The 21,661-nt window shown below is 63.9% G+C and carries 19 protein-coding genes and 1 tRNA gene; 6 read left to right on the plus strand and 14 right to left on the minus strand.

Annotated elements, in window-relative coordinates:
• Window positions 1-24: 24 nt before the first annotated feature.
• The 5 genes from PWP93_RS06745 to PWP93_RS06765 form a co-directional block, all read right to left on the minus strand.
• Window positions 25-723, minus strand: a complete 699-nt coding sequence (locus PWP93_RS06745; protein WP_421043898.1) for a C40 family peptidase — start codon at window positions 721-723, stop codon at window positions 25-27.
• 161 nt (window positions 724-884) lie between these two features.
• A complete protein-coding gene (locus PWP93_RS06750) occupies window positions 885-2,522 on the minus strand; it encodes an ABC transporter ATP-binding protein (RefSeq protein ID WP_421043899.1) in 1,638 nt (545 codons plus the stop codon).
• On the minus strand, window positions 2,519-3,625 hold the full coding sequence (locus PWP93_RS06755; RefSeq protein ID WP_035531944.1) for an ABC transporter permease: 1,107 nt from the start codon (window positions 3,623-3,625) through the stop codon (window positions 2,519-2,521). The genes PWP93_RS06750 and PWP93_RS06755 overlap by 4 nt, the downstream gene beginning before the upstream one ends.
• 1 nt (window position 3,626) lies before the next feature.
• Complete coding sequence (locus PWP93_RS06760; RefSeq protein WP_421023810.1) at window positions 3,627-4,664, minus strand: microcin C ABC transporter permease YejB; 1,038 nt, start codon at window positions 4,662-4,664, stop codon at window positions 3,627-3,629.
• Between the two features lie 34 nt (window positions 4,665-4,698).
• Window positions 4,699-6,528 (minus strand): extracellular solute-binding protein, encoded by a 1,830-nt coding sequence (locus PWP93_RS06765; protein WP_421045026.1) that lies wholly within the window; start codon window positions 6,526-6,528, stop codon window positions 4,699-4,701.
• Between the two features lie 223 nt (window positions 6,529-6,751).
• On the opposite strand from PWP93_RS06765, the gene fabI reads away from it, so the two are divergent.
• The gene (gene fabI / locus PWP93_RS06770; protein ID WP_421043900.1) at window positions 6,752-7,543 is read left to right on the plus strand and encodes an enoyl-ACP reductase FabI; all 792 of its coding nucleotides are present in this window, start codon (window positions 6,752-6,754) and stop codon (window positions 7,541-7,543) included.
• Window positions 7,544-7,663: 120 nt separating this feature from the next.
• Here the strand turns inward: fabI and PWP93_RS06775 are convergent, their stop codons facing one another.
• From PWP93_RS06775 to cysS, 7 genes are all read right to left on the minus strand, one after another.
• Complete coding sequence (locus PWP93_RS06775; protein ID WP_421043901.1) at window positions 7,664-8,011, minus strand: hypothetical protein; 348 nt, start codon at window positions 8,009-8,011, stop codon at window positions 7,664-7,666.
• Between the two features lie 434 nt (window positions 8,012-8,445).
• Window positions 8,446-8,539 (minus strand) — tRNA-Ser (locus PWP93_RS06780).
• A gap of 151 nt (window positions 8,540-8,690) precedes the next feature.
• Complete coding sequence (locus PWP93_RS06785; RefSeq protein WP_421023807.1) at window positions 8,691-9,941, minus strand: aspartate kinase; 1,251 nt, start codon at window positions 9,939-9,941, stop codon at window positions 8,691-8,693.
• A 420-nt stretch (window positions 9,942-10,361) separates the two neighbouring features.
• On the minus strand, window positions 10,362-11,816 hold the full coding sequence (gene tilS / locus PWP93_RS06790) for a tRNA lysidine(34) synthetase TilS (RefSeq protein ID WP_421043902.1): 1,455 nt from the start codon (window positions 11,814-11,816) through the stop codon (window positions 10,362-10,364).
• A 51-nt stretch (window positions 11,817-11,867) separates the two neighbouring features.
• On the minus strand, window positions 11,868-12,839 hold the full coding sequence (locus tag PWP93_RS06795; protein WP_035531959.1) for an acetyl-CoA carboxylase carboxyltransferase subunit alpha: 972 nt from the start codon (window positions 12,837-12,839) through the stop codon (window positions 11,868-11,870).
• A 131-nt stretch (window positions 12,840-12,970) separates the two neighbouring features.
• Window positions 12,971-13,918: a DNA-3-methyladenine glycosylase family protein gene (locus PWP93_RS06800; RefSeq protein ID WP_421043903.1), complete on the minus strand. Its 948-nt coding sequence runs from the start codon at window positions 13,916-13,918 to the stop codon at window positions 12,971-12,973.
• A 47-nt stretch (window positions 13,919-13,965) separates the two neighbouring features.
• Entirely contained in the window at window positions 13,966-15,363 is a 1,398-nt protein-coding gene (gene cysS / locus PWP93_RS06805; RefSeq protein ID WP_421043904.1) for a cysteine--tRNA ligase, read from the minus strand.
• 323 nt (window positions 15,364-15,686) lie between these two features.
• On the opposite strand from cysS, the gene PWP93_RS06810 reads away from it, so the two are divergent.
• From PWP93_RS06810 to PWP93_RS06825, 4 genes are all read left to right on the plus strand, one after another.
• A complete protein-coding gene (locus PWP93_RS06810; RefSeq protein ID WP_421043905.1) occupies window positions 15,687-16,403 on the plus strand; it encodes a tetratricopeptide repeat protein in 717 nt (238 codons plus the stop codon).
• Between the two features lie 70 nt (window positions 16,404-16,473).
• Window positions 16,474-17,055, plus strand: a complete 582-nt coding sequence (locus tag PWP93_RS06815) for a peptidylprolyl isomerase (protein WP_421023802.1) — start codon at window positions 16,474-16,476, stop codon at window positions 17,053-17,055.
• Between the two features lie 138 nt (window positions 17,056-17,193).
• Complete coding sequence (locus PWP93_RS06820) at window positions 17,194-17,688, plus strand: peptidylprolyl isomerase (RefSeq protein ID WP_421043906.1); 495 nt, start codon at window positions 17,194-17,196, stop codon at window positions 17,686-17,688.
• 24 nt (window positions 17,689-17,712) lie between these two features.
• A complete protein-coding gene (locus PWP93_RS06825) occupies window positions 17,713-18,510 on the plus strand; it encodes a UDP-2,3-diacylglucosamine diphosphatase (protein WP_421043907.1) in 798 nt (265 codons plus the stop codon).
• A 51-nt stretch (window positions 18,511-18,561) separates the two neighbouring features.
• Here PWP93_RS06825 and cysE read toward each other — a convergent pair whose 3' ends face one another.
• Together cysE and PWP93_RS06835 are read right to left on the minus strand one after the other, a co-directional pair.
• On the minus strand, window positions 18,562-19,380 hold the full coding sequence (cysE, locus tag PWP93_RS06830; RefSeq protein ID WP_421043908.1) for a serine O-acetyltransferase: 819 nt from the start codon (window positions 19,378-19,380) through the stop codon (window positions 18,562-18,564).
• 237 nt (window positions 19,381-19,617) lie between these two features.
• Window positions 19,618-20,487, minus strand: coding sequence for an RNA methyltransferase (locus tag PWP93_RS06835; protein WP_421025201.1), 870 nt, complete (start codon window positions 20,485-20,487; stop codon window positions 19,618-19,620).
• A gap of 345 nt (window positions 20,488-20,832) precedes the next feature.
• On the opposite strand from PWP93_RS06835, the gene PWP93_RS06840 reads away from it, so the two are divergent.
• Window positions 20,833-21,633, plus strand: coding sequence for an inositol monophosphatase family protein (locus PWP93_RS06840; RefSeq protein ID WP_421023799.1), 801 nt, complete (start codon window positions 20,833-20,835; stop codon window positions 21,631-21,633).
• The last annotated feature ends 28 nt before the right edge of the window (window positions 21,634-21,661 follow it).

Raw genomic sequence — 21,661 nt, forward strand, 5'->3', positions numbered from 1 at the left:
CCCGTATTGCAACTGATTGGGCGATTAGTTGCCGCTGCTGCCGTCGAACTGCGCGCTCACGCGCTGCTTGAGGCCTTGCTCCTGATCCGGCGTAAACGACGCTTCGATGCGACGCGCACCCGTGAAGCGCTTTTCCCAATAGCCGTTGTCCAGATCGTCGACGCGAATCGTGCTGCCGGTGGACGGCGAGTGCACGAACTTGTTGTCGCCGATATAGATGCCCACGTGCGAGAACGTGCGGCGCATCGTGTTGAAGAACACGAGGTCACCGGGCTTGAGGTTGCTCATGCTCACCTTCTCGCCCACGCGGCTCATTTCCTCTGCGCGGCGCGGCAGGTTCATGCCGAGCGTGTCCTGGAACACGTAGCGCACGAAACCGCTGCAGTCGAGACCCGAATCCGGCGTATTGCCACCCCAGCGATAACGCACGCCGATCATGTTCAACGCGCCCACTACGACGTCGCCGGCCTTGCCGGCCATGCCGGACAGAAATGCCTTCGCACCGCCTTGAGCCGGAGCGGTGGTCTGGGTCGTGGCTTGAGCAGCGGGCTGAGCTGCGGAAAGCGACTGGAGATTCGTCGAATTGCTCGGCGAAAATGAGACGTTCTGATTAAAACTGCTTGCTTCGTCGGCGAACGCGCCGTTAGCTGCAGCCATCAGTGCGCCGATAAACATCCCGGCGACGACGCGCGTGCAAGCCTGGGTCAAGGATCGGTGCTGCATGGGTCGAAATAAATTGCCCGTAAATCAGAGGGTTAGAAGAAAAAGTTTGGACGATAGTAGCCAGTAAGTATTTGTGTGTCAAAACAAATAGAAAAAAACAATTACGATGCAGGCCTCATTGGTGAATTTCACCAAAAAACCCCCTTAAGTTCCGCGATCGTTCATCGATCAAACGCGGCTTTCAGCAACTTTCGCGTGTAAGGGTGGGCAGGCTCGTCGAAGATTCTTGTTACATCTCCGGTCTCGACAATCGCCCCGTTTTGCATGACCGCGACCCGATGAGCCATCGCACCGATGACCTCGAGATCATGGCTGATGAATACGTAGCCCAGATTGTATTTGCGTTGCAAATCAGTCAACAAACGCAACACCTGCTGCTGGATCGAGACATCGAGTGCGCTGGTGGGTTCGTCGAGCACGATCACGCGCGGCTCGAGCACGAGCGTGCGCGCAATTGCAATGCGCTGGCGCTGGCCGCCGGAAAACTCGTGCGGGTAGCGCTGCAAAACCGTGCGGTCGAGGCCCACTTCCCGTAACACGGACACGATGCGCTTGCGGCGCTCGTCGCCGGAAAGATCGGGCCGGTGCAGCGCCAGCCCCTCCCCTACGATGCGCTCGATGGTTTGCCTGGGTGAAAGCGAACTGAACGGATCCTGAAAGACCACCTGCAGGTGCGAACGCAGCCCGAGCTTGTCGCGGCCCTGATAGCTCTCGATGGAACGACCCTGGAACTCGATCGCGCCAGCCGCGGTACGTTGCAGACCCAACACCGCCATCGCGAGCGTCGATTTTCCCGACCCGGACTCGCCGACGATGCCAAGCGTCTCGCCCTGGCGCACCGAGACGCTCGCGTCGTCGACCGCACGAAAGCGGCCGTGCCGCCACCAGCCCGTAAAACCAGGCAGCTTCGTTGCGAAATCGACGCTCACGTCTTTCGCTTCGAGCAGCACCGGCGCGATCGGCAGCACCGGCAGCACGTTGCGCTCGGGCCGGCTTGCGATGAGCCGCTGTGTGTAGGGATGCTGAGGCGATTCGAAGATTTGCTCGACGCTTCCGGTCTCCACGAGCCGGCCCTTCTCCATCACCGCCACGCGCTGCGCGAAGCGGCGCACGAGATTCAGATCGTGCGTGATGAGCAGCACCGACATGCCCCCGCCGGACTTGCCCGCCTCCTCGCGCTGCAGCTCGCGCAAGAGTTCGACGATCTGCCCGCGGATCGTCACATCGAGCGCCGTCGTAGGCTCGTCCGCCAGCAACAGGCGCGGGCGACACGCGAGCGCCATCGCGATCATCACGCGCTGGCGCTGGCCGCCCGAAAGCTGATGCGGATAGCTGAACAGACGCCGGCGCGGCTCCGCAATGCCAGTGCGCTCAAGCAGGCCCGCCGCGCGTTCGTACGCTTCCTTCTTCGTCACGCCATCATGCAGCACGATGGTTTCCGCAATCTGCTCGCCAATCGTGTAGAGCGGATTGAGCGCCGTCATCGGCTCCTGGAAGATCATCGCGATGTCGCTGCCGCGCAAGCCGCGCATGGCGCGCTCACTCTTCGCGAGCAGATCCTCGCCGTCAAGACGGATCGCACCCGAGATGCGTGCATCGCTCAACAGCCGCAGGATCGCGAGCGCGGTCACGGTCTTGCCCGAGCCCGACTCGCCCACGAGCGCCACGCGCTCGCCGCGCTCGATGGACAGCGCGACGTCGTCCACGGCGAGCGTCTCGCCGAAGCGCACGCTCAGATGCTCGATCGAGAGCAAGGGCCCTGCATTCTTCGCATCGACATCCCCTGGCAGCGCGCTCACTGATTGCCTCCGGCCTTCATCGCGTCGGAGATGCGCGTATCGAGCGCGTTGCGCAGCGCGTCGCCCATGAACGTGAGCAGCAGCAAGGTCACGACGAGCACGCCGAACGTCGACATCGAGATCCACCACGCGTCGAGATTGCCTTTGCCTTGCGCGAGCAATTCACCGAGGCTAGGCGTCGGCGGCGGCACGCCCAGGCCGAGAAAGTCGAGGCTCGTGAGCGCGAGGATCGAACCGCTCATGCGAAACGGCAAAAACGTGATGACGGGCGTGAGGCTGTTGGGCAACACGTGGCGCCAGATGATCTGCCAGTTCGAAAGCCCCATGGCGCGCGCGGCGACCACGTAATCCTGATTGCGATTGCGCAGGAACTCGGCGCGCACGTAGTCGGAAAGCCCAATCCAGCCGAACAGCGAGAGCAGCACGATCAGCAGGATGAAGCCCGGCTCGAAGATCGACGCGAAGATGATGAGCAGATAGAGCTCGGGCATCGCGCTCCAGATCTCGATCAGGCGCTGTCCGACGATGTCGACGCGTCCGCCGAAGTAACCCTGGATCGCCCCCGCCAGCACGCCGAGCAGCGTGCCGATCGCGGTCAGCACCAGTGCGAACTCCACCGAGACGCGAAAGCCATACAGCAGCCGCGCGAACAGATCGCGCCCGCTCGCATCCGTGCCGAGCCAGTTATCGCGCGACGGCGGCGCCGGATTCGGCACCTTCGAAAAATAATTGAGCGTGTCGTAGTAGTACGGATTCGGCGGATAGATCGCGAAGTTGCCGGGCGCGTCGAAGCGGTGGCGAATGTACGGGTCGAGATAGTCGGCGGACGTCGGGAAATCGCCGCCGAAGGTCGTCTCGGGATACGACTTGAAAAGCGGGAAATAGAGGTGCCCGTCGTAGCGCACCACGAGCGGCTTGTCGTTGCACCAGAGCGGGCCCGCAAGACTCGCCGCGAAGGCGATCACGAAAACGATCAGGCTCCAGTAGCCAAGGCGCTGCTGCTTGAAGCGCAGCCACACCCGGCGCGCGGGCGTGGGCGACTTGAAGGCGCGTACGCTCTCGGTGCGCAGTTCGGGTTCGGCGCCGGCGCGGGTTCGGTTCAACTCAGCGCTCCAGTTGTTCGAATTGAATGCGGGGGTCGACCCACACGTAACAGAGATCGGAGATGAGCTTGGTCAGGAGTCCGATCAACGTGAAGAGATAGAGCGTGCCGAGCACCACGGGATAGTCGCGCCGCACCACCGATTCGTAGGACAGCAAGCCGAGGCCGTCGAGCGAAAACAGCGTTTCGATCAGCAGGCTGCCCGTGAAGAATGCGCCGATGAACGCAGCCGGAAACCCGACGACGAGCGGCAGCAGCGCGTTGCGAAACACGTGCTTCCACAGCACGGTGCGCTCGGACAGGCCTTTCGCGCGCGCAGTCAGCACGTATTGACGGCGGATTTCTTCGAGAAACGCGTTCTTGGTGAGCATGGTCGTGACAGCGAAACTCCCCACGACCGAAGCCGTGACCGGCAGTGTGATGTGCCACAGGTAGTCGAGAACCTTGCCGCCGAGCGAGAGCGTGTCCCAGTCGTCGGAGGTCAGGTTGCGCAGCGGAAAAAGCTGCAGGAAGGTACCGCCGCCGAACAGCACGAGCAGCAGCACACCCAGCACGAAGCCCGGTATCGCATAGCCGATCAGCACGATAAGACTCGTGACGAGGTCGAATCGCGAGCCGTTGCGCACCGCCTTGGCGATGCCCAACGGCACCGATATCAGATAAGTGAGAAAGAAGGTCCACAAGCCGATGCTGATCGACACCGGCAGCTTGGAGATAATGAGCGACCACACGCTCTGATGGTGAAAATAGCTCTGCCCGAGATCGAAGCGCGCGAAGCGGCCGAGCATCAGAAAATAGCGCTGCAGCGGAGGTTTATCAAAGCCATAGAGCTGCTTGAGTTGCGCGATCTGTTGCGCGTCCACCCCCGAATGCGCGCGCATGCCGAACGGCATGCCCTGCTCCGCGCCGCGCTTGAGCTCGCGCACCGCCTGCTCGACGGGGCCGCCCGGCACGAACTGGATCACCGCGAAAGTCAGCGTGAGCACGCCGAGCAGTGTCGGGATCATCAGCAACAGGCGTTTGACGATGTAGCTCCACATGGTTCTTCGTGTCCGTCAAGAGTGGTCGGGCATCTCAGTGCTGCGGCGCGTGCGCGCCGCCAAGCCACCACGTCGATATGATCCAGTCGACCGCGCCATAGTACAGCGGCAGCTTCGCCGGATAAGCCAAGGTCTTCTTGTACGCCACGCGGTGCGTCGCGCTGTACCACTGCGGCACGACATAGTAGCCGTGCATCAGCACGCGGTCGAGCGCATGCGTGGCGTCGAGCAGTTGCTCGCGCGTCTGCGCAAGCATCAGCGACTTGAGAATCGCGTCGACGGCCGGCGACTTCAGGCCGATCAGGTTGCCCGAGCCCGGCTCGTCGGCGGCCTTGCTGCCGAAGCGGTCCAGTTGCTCCGCGCCCGGGACCTGCACGTCGGGGAACTTGATCGTCGTGATATCGAAGTCGAAGGCATCGAGCCGCTTCTGATAAAGCGCAAAGTCCACCGAGCGATAGTTCACCTGAATGCCTAGCCGAGCCAGCGCTTGCGTGTACTGCGCCATGATTGGCGCCCATTGTGCGGCGGCACTCGTGTCGTCGAGCACCTCGAGCACGAACGGCTGACCTTGCGCGTTGCGCAGCGCGCCGTCGCGATATGTCCAACCCGCCTGTGCAAGCAGCGCACGCGCCTTGAGCAGATTCGCACGCAGAGAGCCCGGCGGATTGGTGCTCGGCTGCACAGGCGGCGGACCGAATACCGCCGGATCGAGCTGCTTGCGCCACGGCTCGAGCAGCGCGAGTTCGCCGGGCGTCGGCACACCCTTCGCCTGCAAATCCGTGTTCACGAACCAGCTGTCGATGCGTTTGTACTGGCTGTAGAACAGCATGCGGTTGAGCCACTGGAAGTCGAGCGCGAGATCGAGCGCCTCGCGCACGCGCACGTCCTGGAACATCGGCTTGCGCAGGTTGATCACGTAGCCCTGCATGCCGGTGCCGTTGTGCTGCGGGAATTCGCGCTTGATGAGCTCGCCGCTGTCGAACTTCTTGCCAACGTCGCGGCGCACCCAGTTGCGCGCCACGTATTCGACGAGCGCGTCGTACTCGCCCGCCTTGAATGCCTCGAGACGCGCGACGTCGTCCGAATAGAGTTTGTAGACGATGCGCTCGAAGTTGTGGGCACCCACGCGCACGGGCAGATCCTTGCCCCAATACGCGGGATCTCGCTTGTAGGTAATCGTGCGGCCATTCGAATAACGCTCGATCACATACGGGCCGCTGCCGATCGGCTCCTCGAACCCGATCTGGTCGAACGCAATGCGCGTGCCGTCCGCGCGCAAGCCCCACTTGTGCGAGAACACCGGCATGCCGCCCGCGATGAGCGGCAGCTCGCGATTGTTGCTGTGAAACTCGAAGCGGACGGTTGCCGGGTCGACCACCACGGCGCGCACGATTTCACTGAAATAGGCCTGCATCGACGGCGCGGCCTGACGGCTCTTGAGCATGTCGAGCGAGAACTTGACGTCGGCCGCGGTAACCGGATCGCCGTTCGAAAAATGCGCGCGAGGATTCAAGTGAAACGTGACCGACAAGCCATCGGGCGCGATGCGGATATCGTCGGCGAGCAAGCCGTACGCTGACGCCACCTCGTCCATGCTGCCCGTCGTCAGGCTCTCGAAAATCATGCCGAGTCCCGGCGCCGAGTTGCCGCGCATCGTGAACGGATTGAACTTGTCGAAGCTCGTGAGCCGGTCAGGATTTGCGAGCACCAGCGTGCCGCCCTTGGGCGCATTCGGGTTCACATAATCGAAATGCTTGAAGTCTTGCGGATACTTCGGCTCGCCGTATTGAGCGATGGCGTAAACCGCGTGCGCCGAAGGCATCGTCGCGAATGCGAAGGCGAGAACAAGCGCCGTGCCCAGCATGCGCCACCCTGCCCGCCCGTTGCCCCGCCGTGCGCAACCCTGATCAGGACGCCAGCCAGGAACCATTGCCCCACGCGCCATGCGCGTTCTCCTGCCTCGCGTTCCTGTCGTCATAGAAAGGGATTTGTCCGGGGTGCGGTGTCAATTGTGAGAGAATTCTACCCAAACCACGCGGCGCCGCCTCTACTGGCGCCCGGTGCATTGAACCTGTTCAGGAGAATTCATGGGCTTCCTCGCTGGCAAACGCATTTTGTTGACCGGCCTGCTGTCGAACCGATCGATCGCGTATGGCATTGCGCAGGCATGCAAGCGCGAAGGCGCGGAACTGGCGTTCACGTACGTCGGCGAGCGCTTCAAGGACCGCATTACCGAATTCGCGCAGGAGTTCGGCAGCAACCTCATTTTCCCCTGCGATGTGGCCGACGACACGCAAATCGAAGCGCTCTTCACCGACCTCAAGCAGCACTGGGGCACGCTCGACGGTCTCGTCCACTCGATCGGCTTCGCGCCGCGCGAAGCCATCGCAGGCGACTTCCTCGACGGCATGACGCGCGAAAACTTCCGCATCGCCCACGATATCTCGGCCTACAGCTTCCCAGCGCTCGCCAAAGCCGCGCAACCGATGCTCGCGGCCAACGCCTCGCTCCTCACGCTCACTTATCTCGGTGCCGAGCGCGCGATCCCCAACTACAACACGATGGGCCTCGCGAAGGCCTCGCTCGAAGCAAGCGTGCGCTACCTCGCGGTATCGCTCGGCGCCAAGGGCGTGCGCGTGAACGGCATCTCGGCTGGCCCGATCAAGACGCTCGCGGCAAGCGGCATCAAGAGCTTCGGCAAGATTCTCGACTTCGTCGAGCACAATGCGCCGCTGCAGCGTAACGTGACGATCGAGCAAGTCGGCAACACGGCGGCGTTCCTGCTCTCCGATCTGGCGGGCGGCGTGACGGCGGAAATCGTCCACGTCGACGCCGGCTTTAACGCCGTGGTCGGCGGCATGGCGGGCCTCGGCGAATAACGCGCCGCCAGGTCCTGCCCGTGCCTCGTTGCGCCGGCAACCGCAGCAAGTAAAAAGCCGCCCCTCGGGCGGCTTTTCTTTTGACCGGGTTCAGGTCCGTCGCGATACGGACGAACTGGCTTAGCGCCAATGTCCGGGAGGACCGCCGTGATCGCGGTCATAGTGACCGCGGCCATGGTCGTAACCGCCGTGATGGCGATACCAGTCGTCACGCGCCCAGTAGCGGCGGCCATCCCAATAGCGATCACCGTACCAGCCGACCACGACGGCCGGCGGCGCCGCGTAGACCGGCGCGGGCTGATAAACCACGGGCGGCGGAGGCGGCGGTACGTAGACCGGTTGTGGCGCGACGTAAACCGGGGCCGGAATACCGATGTTGACGCCGACGCTCACGCCGGCCATAGCCGCACTCGATGCACCGATAGCCAAGCCCGCGACCAGCATTGCAACAACACGAGCGAACTTCATGAACTCACCTTTTGGGGTTGATGTTTTGTTGGGGTCAATATAGCGCAGGCTCCCGGACCGCGTATTTCAATATTGTAATAACTGATGCACAAAACCACCGCGAGTTCGCCAGCGTAACGTCTGGTTACACCCGAGGCTAATTCGCAATCGCGCACGCGCGGCACACAGGCGGCACATAGGCAATTCGCCCCATTCAGCCTTGACTCGGCTCGAATGCGACTTCAAATAAAACATGAAAAGATGAACGGCTGAAACGCAAAAATCATTGCACCACTCAATTCGGCATCCTTATAAAAATTCAAGCAGGCAATGACCCCAGGCGTTCACGCGAAGCTCAATGAAATGAATCGCCCGGTCGAGTATGCGTCCATGAATTCGCGCGGAAAAAACAAAAACCCCGCAAGCCGAGACTTGCGGGGTTTCGCCGCCATAACTGGCGGAGACGGAGGGATTCGAACCCTCGATCCAGGTTTTGGCCCAGATGCTCCCTTAGCAGGGGAGTGCCTTCGACCTCTCGGCCACGTCTCCCGAAAACTTCGTTCGCGCCAGGGAGGCAGCGCAACGAAGCAAAGATAATAGCGGGTTCGAGCGCTCTGGTCAATTTTTAAGACGCACTTTTTTCAAACTTTTTCGTGCGTGCTCACAATTGCCCGTCACACCCGCGTCATACGACACCGGTTCAAGCGTGCTCGAGCTCGAATGCCTTGTGCAACGCGCGGACCGCCAACTCCATATACTTCTCGTCGATCAGCACCGAGATTTTGATTTCGGACGTCGAAATCATCTGGATGTTGATGCCCTCTTCCGAGAGCGTGCGGAACATCTTGCTTGCCACGCCCACGTGCGAGCGCATGCCCACGCCGACTACGGAGACCTTCGAAACTTTCGCATCGCCCAGCACCTGCTCGGCGCTCACGTGGCCCTTCACCTGGTTCGTCAGGATATCCATCGCGCGCTGGTAGTCGCCGCGTCCAACCGTGAACGTGAAGTCGGTCTTGCCGGCCACGCTCTGGTTCTGGATGATCATGTCGACGTCGATGTTCGCGTCCGCCACCGGGCCGAGAATCTGATACGCGATGCCCGGCTTGTCGGGCACGCCCATCACGATGATGCGGGCCTCGTCGCGCTGGAACGCGATACCCGAGATGACTGCTTTTTCCATGGTCTCGTCTTCTTCAAAGGTAATCAGGGTGCCCGACTTCATTTCCTCGTCGAGGTTCATCGCCGGATCGGTCAGGCTGGAGAGCACGCGCGTCTTCACCTGATACTTGCCCGCGAATTCCACCGAGCGGATCTGCAGCACCTTCGAGCCGAGGCTGGCCATTTCCAGCATTTCTTCGAACGTGATGCGATCGAGCCGGCGCGCGTCGTCCACCACGCGCGGGTCGGTCGTGTAGACGCCGTCCACGTCGGTGTAGATGAGGCATTCGTCGGCCTTCAGCGCCGCTGCGACCGCAACCGCCGAGGTGTCCGAGCCGCCGCGGCCGAGCGTGGTGATGTGGCCTTCCGGATCGATGCCCTGGAAGCCCGTGATCACGACCACCTTGCCGTCATCGAGATCGGCCAGCACGCGCTCGCCGTCGATGTCGTTGATGCGCGCCTTGGTGAAGGAGCTGTCGGTTTTGACCGGCACTTGCCAGCCGGTATAGCTGATGGCGTCCACGCCGGCTTCTTGCAGCGCGATCGACAGCAGACCGACGCTCACCTGTTCGCCGGTCGACGCAATCATGTCGAGCTCGCGCGGGCTCGGCTGCGGCGAAATCTCTTTCGCGAGACCGAGCAGACGATTGGTTTCGCCGGACATCGCCGAGGGCACGACGACCATCTTGTGGCCGGCCTTGTGCCATTTGGCGACGCGCTTGGCAACGTTCTTGATGCGCTCGACCGAGCCCATCGAGGTGCCGCCGTATTTGTGTACGATGAGTGCCATTGTCGTTCTGAACTGGAGATGTTACCGCGCTGGCGCACCGAAGACGGCTCCGCCCGGTACCGTTCAGGCCGCGCGAAGGCTTGGCGCGTGCAGCACACGCGGAATTTGCCCGGGCGGCCGCGAGGCAGCCGCATCGGCATCGAAGAGATACTGATACGCGCTCGCGCGCCCTGCCCGCATACCGCTACGACGTCCTTGCAACCGTCGGATACCGCTGAAGGAGACATCGCGTCCTGGCACGGCATACGCCGCTTTTGACGGCGTCCGTGAACGCGAAAAAGCGGGCTGGACAAACAAGTTACCCTACCCGATCAAGGTCAAAATTACAAGGCGAAATTGGGCCATCGGGGGCGAAAAAGGCTTGTGCGGCAAGGATTTGCGCTGGCGCATTTGGTGCTGGCGCATTTGGCGCTGGCGTGCTCACGCAATCAGCAAATCCTCGCGCCATTCGATGCGCCGCCAGCGTGACGCACCGCCTTGCGCGCCGAACGCCGAACGGTTGACGCCGATCCGGGGCACGAACAGCAGCGTCTCGCCGACATACAGCAGCGGCACATCGCGCTCCCACGCCGGCACGCCGCGCGCCTGGAACAGGTTCTTGAGCGTGCGGCTCACGTTCGCGGCTTCGTCGCGCAGGCGCTCGCCACCCTCTCTCGCACACGCCACGAGCGTGCCCTCGCGCAATACGCCTTCGGGTACGGCATCGGGATCGCTCGCATCGGCGGGCGCGAAGACGTAGCTGCCCCGCCATGATGGCAGGCGCCAGACTTCCTCGCCGCGCCAGTTCATGCTGACGGGCCCGCGCCGGGCGCCTTCGCCCGCAACGGTGTCCTCCGTGCTCGCAGGCATCGCTTCCGCTCGTGGCGCTTCCCATGACACGCGGCCCCGATAGCAGCGCAGCGTGCATCCGGCGTGATCGACCCGCAGCGCATGGCCCTCGCCTTCGCGCGCGATCTCGCGCAACTGGCGCAGCGCGTCGGCGAGCCGCGCGGTCGACGCCGCAGGCAAGCCGAGCGCGCGCATCCAGTAGCGCAACAGATTGAGCGCACGCGTATCGTCTAACGCGACGAGCGCGGCATGCGAAAGCGTGCCGGTGTCATCGTGCCCGGCCGCGTGCAAATCGATTCGCGCGAGGTCATCGAGCAGGCGTTGCGCGGAAGCAGCGTGTGCAGCCGTACGCGCGAGCGCATCGCGAAAACCGGGGAAATGCGCGGAAAGCGCAGGCAGCACGTCATGGCGCAATGCGTTGCGCGCATAGCGCGTGTCGGCATTCGATTCGTCCTCGACCCAGTGCACGTGATACGCGCGCGCATAGCGCTCTAGTTGCGCACGCAACAAATACAGCAACGGCCGCACGCGCGAGGCAGCGCCAGTCATCTCGCGCGCGGGCGCCATCGCGGCGAGTCCCGCCAGCCCCGCGCCGCGCAGCAATTGCAGCAGGACCGTTTCCGCCTGATCGTCGGCGTGCTGTGCAAGCCACAGCGACCGAACTCCGTGCGCTTCACACATCGCATCGAGCGCGCGGTAGCGCGCCTCGCGCGCCGCCGCTTCCACGCCCATCGCGCCCATCGCGCCCATCGCATCGTCGCGCGCGAGCGTCACGCGCCGTGCGTCGAACGTCACGCCGCAGGCGCGCGCCGTAGCCTCGCAATGCGCGAGCCACTGATCGGCGTTCGGGCTCAAACCATGATGCACGTGCAGCGCCACGAGCCGCGCCGCGCCCGCCGTGCGCACCGCCGCGTCGAGCAGCACCGACGAGTCGAGACCGCCGCTGAACGCAATGGCGATGCGCGCATCGGCGGGAAGGCTGGAAAGCACAACGCCGAGCGCATCGAGAACGATGCGCCCGGCGTCGGATTCGGGATGGTCGGTCACGGCATGACGGCGGCGCCTCTGGCGCCGGCTCGTGTCAGCGACTTCGCGCGCTTACGCGCCCGACGTCGTTTCCTTGAACTTGCCGTACTCCATCAGGCGCTCGTAACGGCGCGCCTTCAGATCGGCGATGCTCATACCCTGGAACTGGCGCAGCGAGTCGGAGAGCGCGCGGCGCAGCAGCGCGGCCATGCCCTTCGGGTCGCGATGCGCGCCGCCGAGCGGCTCGTTCACGATCTTGTCGATCAGGCCGAGCGCCTTGAGGCGGTGCGCGGTGAGACCCAGCGCCTCGGCGGCCTCGGGCGCCTTGGCGGCGCTCTTCCACAGAATCGATGCGCAGCCTTCCGGCGAGATGACGGAATACGTCGAAAATTGCAGCATCATGACCGTGTCGGCCACGGCGATCGCGAGCGCGCCGCCCGAACCGCCTTCGCCGATGATCGTCGTGATGATGGGCGTCTTGAGTTCTGCCATCACGTAAAGATTGCGGCCAATGGCTTCCGACTGGCCGCGCTCTTCCGCGCCGATGCCGGGGTAGGCGCCCGGCGTGTCGACGAAGGTGAAGATGGGCAGGCCGAATTTTTCGGCAAGGCGCATCAGGCGCTCGGCCTTGCGATAGCCTTCCGGACGCGGCATGCCGAAGTTGCGCGCAGCGCGCTCCTTCGTGTCGCGGCCCTTCTGCTGGCCGATCACCATGCAGGCCTGGCCATTGAAGCGCGCGAGGCCTCCAACGATCGAAAGGTCGTCCGCGAATGCGCGGTCGCCATGGAGTTCATGGAAATCGGTGAACAGCTCGTGCACGTAGTCGAGCGTGTACGGACGCTGCGGATGACGCGCGATCTGCGAGACCTGCCACGGGCTCAGGTTCGCGTAGAGGTCCTTCGTGAGCTGCTGGCTTTTCTTCGACAGCCGCTCGATCTCTTCCGAAATATCGACGGCCGAATCGTCCTGAACGAAGCGCAGTTCTTCGATCTTCGCTTCGAGTTCAGCGATCGGCTGCTCGAAATCCAGAAACGTGGTTTTCATGTGTTGGAATCCTTGCACTATGCGGCAGCGCGTATTCTAACCGCGCTGGCCATCGTCGAAATCTGAACCGAACTATCAAATTCGGATATCGATAGAAAATAGCTTAACAAGCCCGAGTCGCGGCATCGTTTTCACGACGGTTCGAGGCTGCGCCACATATACCAGGTTGCGACGGTTCGCCACGGCTCCCAGTTGGCCGCGACTTCACGGGCTTCGCTGCGCGTGACCGGCTCTCCGCTGAAGTAGTTGACGCTGATTGCCTGGATGAGTCCGAGATCGTCCAGCGGCAGCACGTTGGGGCGCGCGAGGTTGAAGATCAGGAACATCTCGGCGGTCCAGCGGCCAATGCCACGAATGGCCGTGAGCTCCGCGATCACATCCTCGTCTTCCATGCTGGTCCACTTGCCCACATGGAGCGCACCCGAGACGAAGTGCTGGGCGAGATCGAGGATGTACTCCGTCTTGCGCTTCGACAGGCCGCACGCCGCCAGTTTCTCGTGGCCGAGCTTGAGGAACTGTTGCGGCACGAGCTTCGGGCATGCGGATTCGACGCGTTGCCACAACGCCTGGGCCGCCGCGGTCGAGATCTGCTGGCCGACCACCGAACGCGCGAGCGTGACGAACGGGTCGTCGCTGCTCATGAGATGCACAGGGCCGAACTTCGGAATGAGCTTCTTGAGGATGCGGTCGCGCTTGACGAGATCCGCGCAAGCCTTGTCCCAGTAGTCGGGACGCACGACCTCCGGCTCGTTGCCGCGCACGGACGCCGCCGGCGCCTCGATGCCGTCACTGGCGGTGCCACCCTCGGAAAATGCGCTCGCCATCGGTGCGGCGCCGTCGAGCGCGCCATTGCCCTTCGCGCGCGCCGGCCTGGCCGCGGCGCCCGCCTTGACGGCGCCATTGGGCGCGTGATGCTCGGCCTGCGCCTTCGCGCCCGCCTTCTTCGCGCCGTCAACCGCAGCGGTGTCGTCTTGCTGCGCCTTCAGGGCGCCAGTGCGCGCGGCGCGCCTTTTAGCCTCGCCTGCCGCGCCCGTGAGCGACGCAGAGCGCTTTGCCTGCGTCTTCGTGGCCGTTGCCATCCTGCCTCCTGCCTCGCGAATCGATCAGTGGAAACTGGACAGCCCGCTTACACGCGGCGCCACTCGGTCAACCCGCCCGGTTTGTCTTCGAGCGCGACACCGGCATCGAGCAGTTCGGCCCGGATCCGGTCCGCCTCCGCATACTGTTTCGCCTGCTTCGCGGCGGTGCGCGCCGCGATCTTCGCCTCGATCGCGGCCACGTCAAGCGCGCCCGCATCTTGCGCGCCCGCGGCCTGCTGAAGGAACGTGCGCGGCTCACGCACGAGCACGCCGAGCACGCGCGCGAGGCGCTGCAACTGACGCGCCAGCACGGCGTCGCGCGAGCGGTTCACTTCGGTTGCCAGCTCGAACAGCACCGAGATGGCAACCGGCGTATTGAAATCGTCGTTCATTGCAGCCTGGAAACGCTGCGCGTGCGCCTCGTTCCAGTCAAGTTCGCCCGCATCCGGGCTCACATCCTTGAGCGCCGTGTACAGACGCGTGAGCGCATTGCGCGCGTCGTCGAGGTGCACATCGCTGTAATTGAGCGGCGAACGGTAGTGCGCGCGCGCCATGAAAAAACGTACGACTTCCGCATCGTACTTGGCCAGCACCTCGCGAATCGTGAAGAAGTTGCCGAGCGACTTCGACATCTTCTCGTTGTCGATCTGCACGAAACCGTTGTGCATCCAGTAATTGACGAACTTCTCGCCGGTGGCGCCTTCGCTTTGCGCAATCTCGTTCTCATGGTGCGGAAACTGCAGGTCCTGACCGCCGCCATGAATATCGAAATGCTTGCCGAGCAGCGTGCAGCCCATTGCCGAACATTCGATGTGCCAGCCCGGACGGCCGCGGCCGTACTTCGAATCCCAACTCGTGTCGGCGGGCTCGTCCGCTTTAGCCTGCTTCCACAGCACGAAGTCAAGCGGATCCTGCTTGGCGTCGTTCGCCGCGACTCGTTCGCCCGCGCGCAGGTCCTCGATCGACTTGCCCGACAGCGCGCCGTAGCTCGCGAACTTGCGCACCGCGTAATTCACGTCGCCGTCGCTGCCCTGGTAGGCGTAGCCATTGCTTTCCAGCATGCCGATCATGTCGAGCATTTGCGGGATGTACTGCGTCGCGCGCGGCTCGCGATCGGGACGCTCGACGCCGAGCGCATCCGCATCTTCGTGCAGCGCATCGATGAAACGGTCGGTCAGCGCCTTGATCGTCTCGCCGTTTTCCACCGCGCGGCGAATGATCTTGTCGTCGATGTCGGTGATATTGCGCACGTAGGTCACTTTGTAGCCGAGCGTGCGCAGCCACCGCTGCACTATGTCGAACACCACCATCACGCGCGCGTGCCCCACATGGCAATAGTCGTACACCGTCATCCCGCAGACGTACATGCGTACGACGCCGGGCTCGATTGGCACGAAATTTTGCTTGTCACGCGCGAGCGTGTTGTAGATGCGCAGTGATTCCATAGAGACGATGGATACGTGGGTCGAAAGAAATCCGCGACAGCGCCGACAACAGCCCGCGAGTGAATGCACCGCGTTGCCCGAGGCTGCGTACAGTCGCGCTCAATCAGTCATCAGGGCGGAGACGACCACGAGTAGTGAAAGAAAGCCTGGCGTGCCGCGAAGACTGTCCGGAAGCAACACCCCGGGGGCCGGCCACAACAAGCCGCGACGAACCGGAGAGGACGCTCGACAGGCACCCGCTGTCGCGCGGCCAAAAGCGCGCGACGAAAACGCACAGACCTTTTGTTAGAATGGCTCGGAGTATAACACCGCGACCTTCCCCTATGAAATCTTCCAGCGCCTGCGCGCCCCGCGCTGCGACCCTTGCCGCGGCAGCTCTCGCGAGTGTCGCGTTCGTCTTCGGCGGTGCGTTCGTGGTGCATGCCGCGCCGCCTGCCACGGCCGATGGCACACCCGGCGCCGATGCGGCGATCGCCCAGCGCAACTGGGCGGCGGCGCTCACGGAGCTGGACGCGCGCATCAAGTCGAACCCGCGTGACGTGCAGGCGAAGTTCAAGCGCGCGACCATCCTCGCACGCCTTGGCCGCGACAACGACGCCATTGAAGCCTTTACCGAGCTCACGCAAGCCTACCCCGAGTTGCCCGAGCCCTATAACAATCTCGCGACGCTCTACGCGAAGCATGGCCGCTATGAAGAGGCGCGCGTCGCGCTCGAAACGGCCACGAAGGCCAACCCTTCATACAGTCTCGCGTGGGAAAACCTCGGCGATTTGTACCTGCGCATGGCCGACGCGTCGTACCGCCACGCGAGCAGCCTTGGCCACACGAGCGGCGCAACACTGCAGCGCCTGACCGACATTGAGAAGATCGTCAATCCGCCGGCAGCGAAGCAGCGCGCGCGCGCAGCAGCGGCAGCGGCAACACCCGCGCCGGAAGCCGGGACGACGACCGTGAGCCCGATGCTCGACAATCCGGTGTACCAGTTCGGCGGCCCCACCGGGTCGCTCGCGACGCCGCCCTTCGTGGCGCCGTCGCGCTAAGCCGCTGCGCGCTTCGGATTCGTTCGGCGGCGCACAGCGACACGTTTTTCCCGTACTTCCGAGGACACTCATGAAATGGTTGATGTTGGCGCTCGGCAGCGCCGCCCTGATCGCGAACGCGCCCGCCTTTGCGCAAACCGGCCAGCAGGCCGCGCATCCACAGGTGCTCTTCAAGACCAGTGAAGGCGACATCCGCGTCGAACTCTATCCCGAGAAGGCGCCCAAGACTGTCGACAACTTCCTCCAGTATGTGAAGTCCGGCCAGTACAGCGGCACGATCTTCCATCGCGTGATCCGCGGCTTCATGATCCAGGGCGGCGGCTACACTACGAGCTTCGTCGAGAAGCCCACGCGCGCGCCTGTTCCGCTCGAGAGCAAGAACGGACTGAAGAACCTCACCGGCACCATCGCGATGGCGCGCACCAGCGATCCGAACTCGGCCACGGCGCAGTTCTTCATCAACACCGTCGACAACGCCGGCCTCGACTATCCGAACCCGGACGGCAATGGCTACGCGGTGTTCGGCAAGGTCACCCAGGGCATGGACGTCGTGAAGAAGATCGAAGCGGCGCCCACTACCTCGCGCGGCCCGATGTCGGACGTGCCGCAAAAGGAAATCGTGATCCAGTCGGCCACCGTCGTCGGCAAGTAACGCCGCAATTCAATCGTCGCAAAGCTGCCTCACTATTCGTCACGCGGCGCTGCAACGGTACACGCGAGCGGCCACACGCCCCGCCTCGTACCGCTACCGCGCCGCCCTTTCCCCCCAGCCACTGACTAAGGATCCATCATGGTCGAACTGCACACGAACCACGGCGTCATCAAGCTCGAACTGAACGCCGAGAAGGCACCGAAGACGGTCGCCAACTTCCTCAACTACGTGAGGAGCGGCCACTACGACGGCACGGTGTTCCACCGCGTCATCGACGGCTTCATGATCCAGGGCGGCGGCTTCGACGCCAGCATGCAGCAAAAGCCCACCCAGGCACCGATCGAGAACGAAGCGAACAACGGCCTGAAGAACGAGCGCGGCTCGATCGCCATGGCGCGCACCAACGATCCGCACTCGGCGTCGGCGCAGTTCTTCATCAACGTTGCCGACAATGACTTCCTGAACCACTCGTCGCCGACGCCGCAAGGCTGGGGCTACGCCGTGTTCGGCAAAGTCGTCGACGGTCTCGACGTAGTCGAGAAGATCAAGAAGGTCAAGACGGGCTCGAAGGGCTTTCATCAGGACGTGCCGCTCGAAAACGTCGTGATCGAGAAGGCTGTCGTCGTCGAATAACGTCAAGACGCGCGCGCTTCATTCATGCTGCAGGAAAAGGCATTAAGACACGCCGCTGCGGGCGTGCCCGGCGAGGGCAGACGTCCGCACGCGGCGCGTCCGTTTTTCTTCATCTCCGACCTGCACCTGAGCGCAGCCATTCCGCGCACGGTCGCCGCGTTCGAGCATTTCATCAGCGTCACGGCCGATCAGGCCGACTCGGTGTTCATTCTCGGCGACCTCTTCGAATACTGGATCGGCGACGACATGCTCGCCGATCCTTTCGTCGCGCGCATGACCGCGCTGATGCACACGCTCGCCGAGCGCGGCATCGCGCTCTACGTCATGCACGGCAACCGCGACTTCCTGCTGGGCAAGCGCTTCATGAAAGCCACGGGCGCCATTTGGCTGCCCGACCCCATCGCCATCACCGCATTCGGCACGCGCATCGCGCTCGCTCACGGCGACGCGCTGTGCACCGACGATCGCGGCTATCAGTTCTTTCGCCGTTTCGCGCGCAACCGTCTCGCGCAACTGCTTTTTCTCGCGTGGCCGTTCCGCTGGCGCCGCTCACTCGCCGAGCGCATGCGCCACAAGAGCGAGGCAGGCCGCGATCGGCCCGCGCTGCCGAAATACGATGTCACCGCCAAGGGGGTTGCGACGCTCTTCAGGCGCGCACGCGCGAACACGATCATTCACGGGCATACGCATCGTCCCGCGCGCCATCAGGAACCCGGCGGCACGCGCTGGGTGCTGCCCGACTGGGATCTCGATCACGGCAAGTCGCGCGGCGGCTATTTGCGCGTCGACGCTGAAGGGTTCAGGATGTTGCCGCTCGATTGAGCGCGTGCCGGAAAACACGCGCCAGCGACATGAAAAAATACCGTGAGACGCTCAGACGCGTGCCGCTTGTTCTGGTGCATTTCCGGGCTCGCGCGGGGTCGCCCCGCCCTCTAGTCCCTCCGAGAGCCGGCGCAGTTCCGCGAGCGTCGCATCGGCGCCATGTAGCGCCTCGAGCCGCGCGCCCAGCCGCTCGAGCGCGGCGGCCATCGCATCCACGCGCTGCGTCTGCGTGGCGGCATGATCGATCAGGCCGTGAATGGCGAGCGAAACAGGGTCATCGGCATTCGGCGTGATGCCGTAGGCACAGAAGCCCTCACGCGCGCTCCCCGACTTCACTTGCTCCGGCGCGGTTTTCGCGGGCGCGACGATGCGCGCCGGATTACCCACCGCGGTGCCGCCCGCGGGCACCGGCTTCACGACCACGGCGTTCGAGCCGATCTTCGCCTGCGCGCCTACCGTGAAACCGCCCAGCACCTTCGCACCCGCGCCCACGATCACGCCGGGGCCGAGCGTCGGATGGCGCTTCGCGCCGCGCGTGAGCGACGTGCCGCCGAGCGTCACACCCTGGTAAATCGTGCAGTCGTCGCCGACTTCAGCGGTCTCGCCAATCACCACGCCCATGCCGTGATCGATGAACACGCGCCGCCCAATGGTGGCGCCCGGATGGATCTCGATGCCGGTCAAAAAGCGTGCGACCTGCGAGACATAGCGCGCAAGCCAGCGGCGCTTCGCGAGCCAGCAGGCATGGGCAAAGCGATGCAGGAAGAGCGCATGCAGACCCGGATAACAGGTCAAGACTTCCCAGGCGCTGCGGGCGGCGGGATCGCGCTCGCGGATCGTGGCGATGTCTTCGCGAAGTCTCTTGAACATGGCTGTCACACGCTCGACGTGAGGGACATGGGGAAAAGGCCGCGCGTCGCCCTTGGCGCGCACAGGTCATGCACGGCTTTAGCAGCCATCCTTATTTGCTTGTGATCGACAATCGATTGTAGGCGAAAGGCGCGCGCAAGCCAGCAAGCCCCCGCGGGCATCAAGGTCGAACGCGCGGCCGTGACGTCTGCTCCCGGTGCGCCTCCTTAGGGGCGTCGATGCGGGCCTCGATGCGGGCTATTTCCCGCCTTCCCTGCCCTTGCGCATCAGGATGTGCTTGGCGATACCGCGCACGATGTTGACCTCCTCGCGCTCGAGCCCAGAGCGCGCGAACAGCCTGCGCAGACGCGACATCAGCTTCTTCGGATTGGCGGGATCGAGAAAATCGAGCGCGATCAGGGCGTTCTCGAGATGCACATACATGCGCTCGATGTCGTCGCTCGTGGCGAGCGGCGTCCCTGCGGACGGCCCGCCCGGCACCGCCCCCGCGCCCGGCAATGCCATGCCGGGCTCACCCTCGCCGAGGTACGCCAGTCGCAGTTCGTAGGCCAGCACCTGGACCGCCTGCGCGAGATTGAGCGAGCTGTAGGCCGGATTCGCCGGAATGTGGGCGAGCGCGCTGCAGCGCTCGACGTCGTCGTTCGAGAGCCCGGTGCGCTCGTTGCCGAACACGAGCGCGATGTCACCGTGCGCGACCTGGCGGCAGGCATCTTGCACCGCCTGGCGCGGCGCCCCCGGCGGGGGTCCGTATTCGCGCGTGCGCGCCGTGAGCGCCATCGACCATTGCACGCCCGCGAGGGCGTCGGCCAGCGTCGGGACGATGTGGGCGGCGGCGAGCACGTCGTCGGCGCCGCTCGCCATCGCGACGGCCTCCGGATCGCAATGGACCTGCGGCACGCGCGGCGCGACCAGCACGAGGCGCGAAAAACCCATGGTCTTCAGCGCGCGCGCCGCGGCGCCGACGTTGCCCGGATGGCTGGGCTCGACCAGCACGAAGCGGGTGGACGTGAAACCGCCTCGTAGCGGTTCGTGGGCCTCGCCGGCGGGCGACGGGGATGCCGCTGTAGCGGCCGGATGGGCGGGCGGGACGTGTGAATCTGGGGGCACCAAGATGAATCTCTGAGAGCAACAAATATAGAATTTTCTATGTTATCGCGCCTTGGCCTCCCGGCCTATCCGCGCCGTCGACCAGCCTCTACCGGCATGGCTATCGATACAGCGATATAGGAATACATATATTCGGGTAAAATACGAGATTCGCGCGTTTTCGGCCGGCCAGGCCAACGCGCCCCGCTCTTATCCAATTCGTCTCCGTTGGCGGTTCAGGACCTGTAAGCTCAGCCGCAAGCCGTTCGTGGCTCGCGCCCTGTCCAATCGTTAGACGCTTTTATCTTCTGCACCACCGGCGCGCCGCATGCTCGGGCAAGCGCCGGACAACAAGGATCCAGGCACATGCATCCCATGCTCAACATCGCTGTCAAGGCCGCGCGCCGCGCCGGACAGATCATCAACCGCGCGTCGCTCGACCTCGACCTCATCCAGGTCGCGAAGAAGCAGCATAACGATTTCGTCACGGAGGTCGACAAGGCGGCTGAAGCGGCCATCATTGACACGCTCAAGACCGCCTACCCCGATCACGCGATCCTTGCCGAAGAATCCGGCCACTCGGAGAACGAATCGGAATATCAGTGGATCATCGATCCGCTCGACGGCACGACCAACTTCATCCACGGCTTCCAGTACTACTGCGTCTCGATCGCGCTCGCGCACAAGGGCATCGTCACGCAGGCAGTGGTCTACGACCCCACCCGCAACGACCTCTTCACAGCCTCGCGCGGCCGCGGCGCGTTCCTGAACGACCGTCGCATCCGCGTGGGCCGCCGCGACCGGCTCGCCGACGGCCTCATCGGCACAGGCTTTCCGTTCCGCGAAAAAAACGGCCTCGATAGCTACTGCGAGCTCTTCGCCGAAATGACCAACGTCTGCGCCGGCCTGCGCCGCCCGGGCGCCGCCGCGCTCGATCTCGCGAACGTCGCGGCGGGCCGCATGGACGGCTTCTTCGAACAGGGTCTCAACCCGTGGGACGTCGCGGCGGGCGGCCTGCTCGTCACGGAAGCCGGCGGCCTGGTCGGCAACTACACGGGCGACTCCGACTTCCTGCACATGGGTGAAGTCGTCGCGGGCAATCCGAAGATTTACGCGCAAATGGTGCCGGTGCTCTCGAAGTACACGCGCGTGAAGAAGGAAGGCTGAGCGAAGCCGCCTGCGCGCGCAGCTCTGG

This window comes from Paraburkholderia sp. A1RI-2L (genome assembly GCF_048957375.1).
Lineage (GTDB): Bacteria > Pseudomonadota > Gammaproteobacteria > Burkholderiales > Burkholderiaceae > Paraburkholderia.

Coding starts and splice junctions, on each gene's coding strand:
- PWP93_RS06760 (WP_421023810.1), bottom strand. CDS start 4,664: ATGTGGAGCTACATCGTCAAACGCCTGTTGCTGATGATCCCGACACTG.
- PWP93_RS06775 (WP_421043901.1), bottom strand. CDS start 8,011: ATGAAGTTCGCTCGTGTTGTTGCAATGCTGGTCGCGGGCTTGGCTATC.
- fabI (WP_421043900.1), top strand. CDS start 6,752: ATGGGCTTCCTCGCTGGCAAACGCATTTTGTTGACCGGCCTGCTGTCG.
- cysS (WP_421043904.1), bottom strand. CDS start 15,363: ATGGAATCACTGCGCATCTACAACACGCTCGCGCGTGACAAGCAAAAT.
- PWP93_RS06795 (WP_035531959.1), bottom strand. CDS start 12,839: ATGAAAACCACGTTTCTGGATTTCGAGCAGCCGATCGCTGAACTCGAA.
- PWP93_RS06840 (WP_421023799.1), top strand. CDS start 20,833: ATGCATCCCATGCTCAACATCGCTGTCAAGGCCGCGCGCCGCGCCGGA.
- cysE (WP_421043908.1), bottom strand. CDS start 19,380: ATGTTCAAGAGACTTCGCGAAGACATCGCCACGATCCGCGAGCGCGAT.
- PWP93_RS06800 (WP_421043903.1), bottom strand. CDS start 13,918: ATGGCAACGGCCACGAAGACGCAGGCAAAGCGCTCTGCGTCGCTCACG.
- PWP93_RS06745 (WP_421043898.1), bottom strand. CDS start 723: ATGCAGCACCGATCCTTGACCCAGGCTTGCACGCGCGTCGTCGCCGGG.
- PWP93_RS06810 (WP_421043905.1), top strand. CDS start 15,687: ATGAAATCTTCCAGCGCCTGCGCGCCCCGCGCTGCGACCCTTGCCGCG.
- PWP93_RS06765 (WP_421045026.1), bottom strand. CDS start 6,528: ATGCTGGGCACGGCGCTTGTTCTCGCCTTCGCATTCGCGACGATGCCT.
- PWP93_RS06785 (WP_421023807.1), bottom strand. CDS start 9,941: ATGGCACTCATCGTACACAAATACGGCGGCACCTCGATGGGCTCGGTC.
- PWP93_RS06820 (WP_421043906.1), top strand. CDS start 17,194: ATGGTCGAACTGCACACGAACCACGGCGTCATCAAGCTCGAACTGAAC.
- PWP93_RS06825 (WP_421043907.1), top strand. CDS start 17,713: ATGCTGCAGGAAAAGGCATTAAGACACGCCGCTGCGGGCGTGCCCGGC.
- PWP93_RS06815 (WP_421023802.1), top strand. CDS start 16,474: ATGAAATGGTTGATGTTGGCGCTCGGCAGCGCCGCCCTGATCGCGAAC.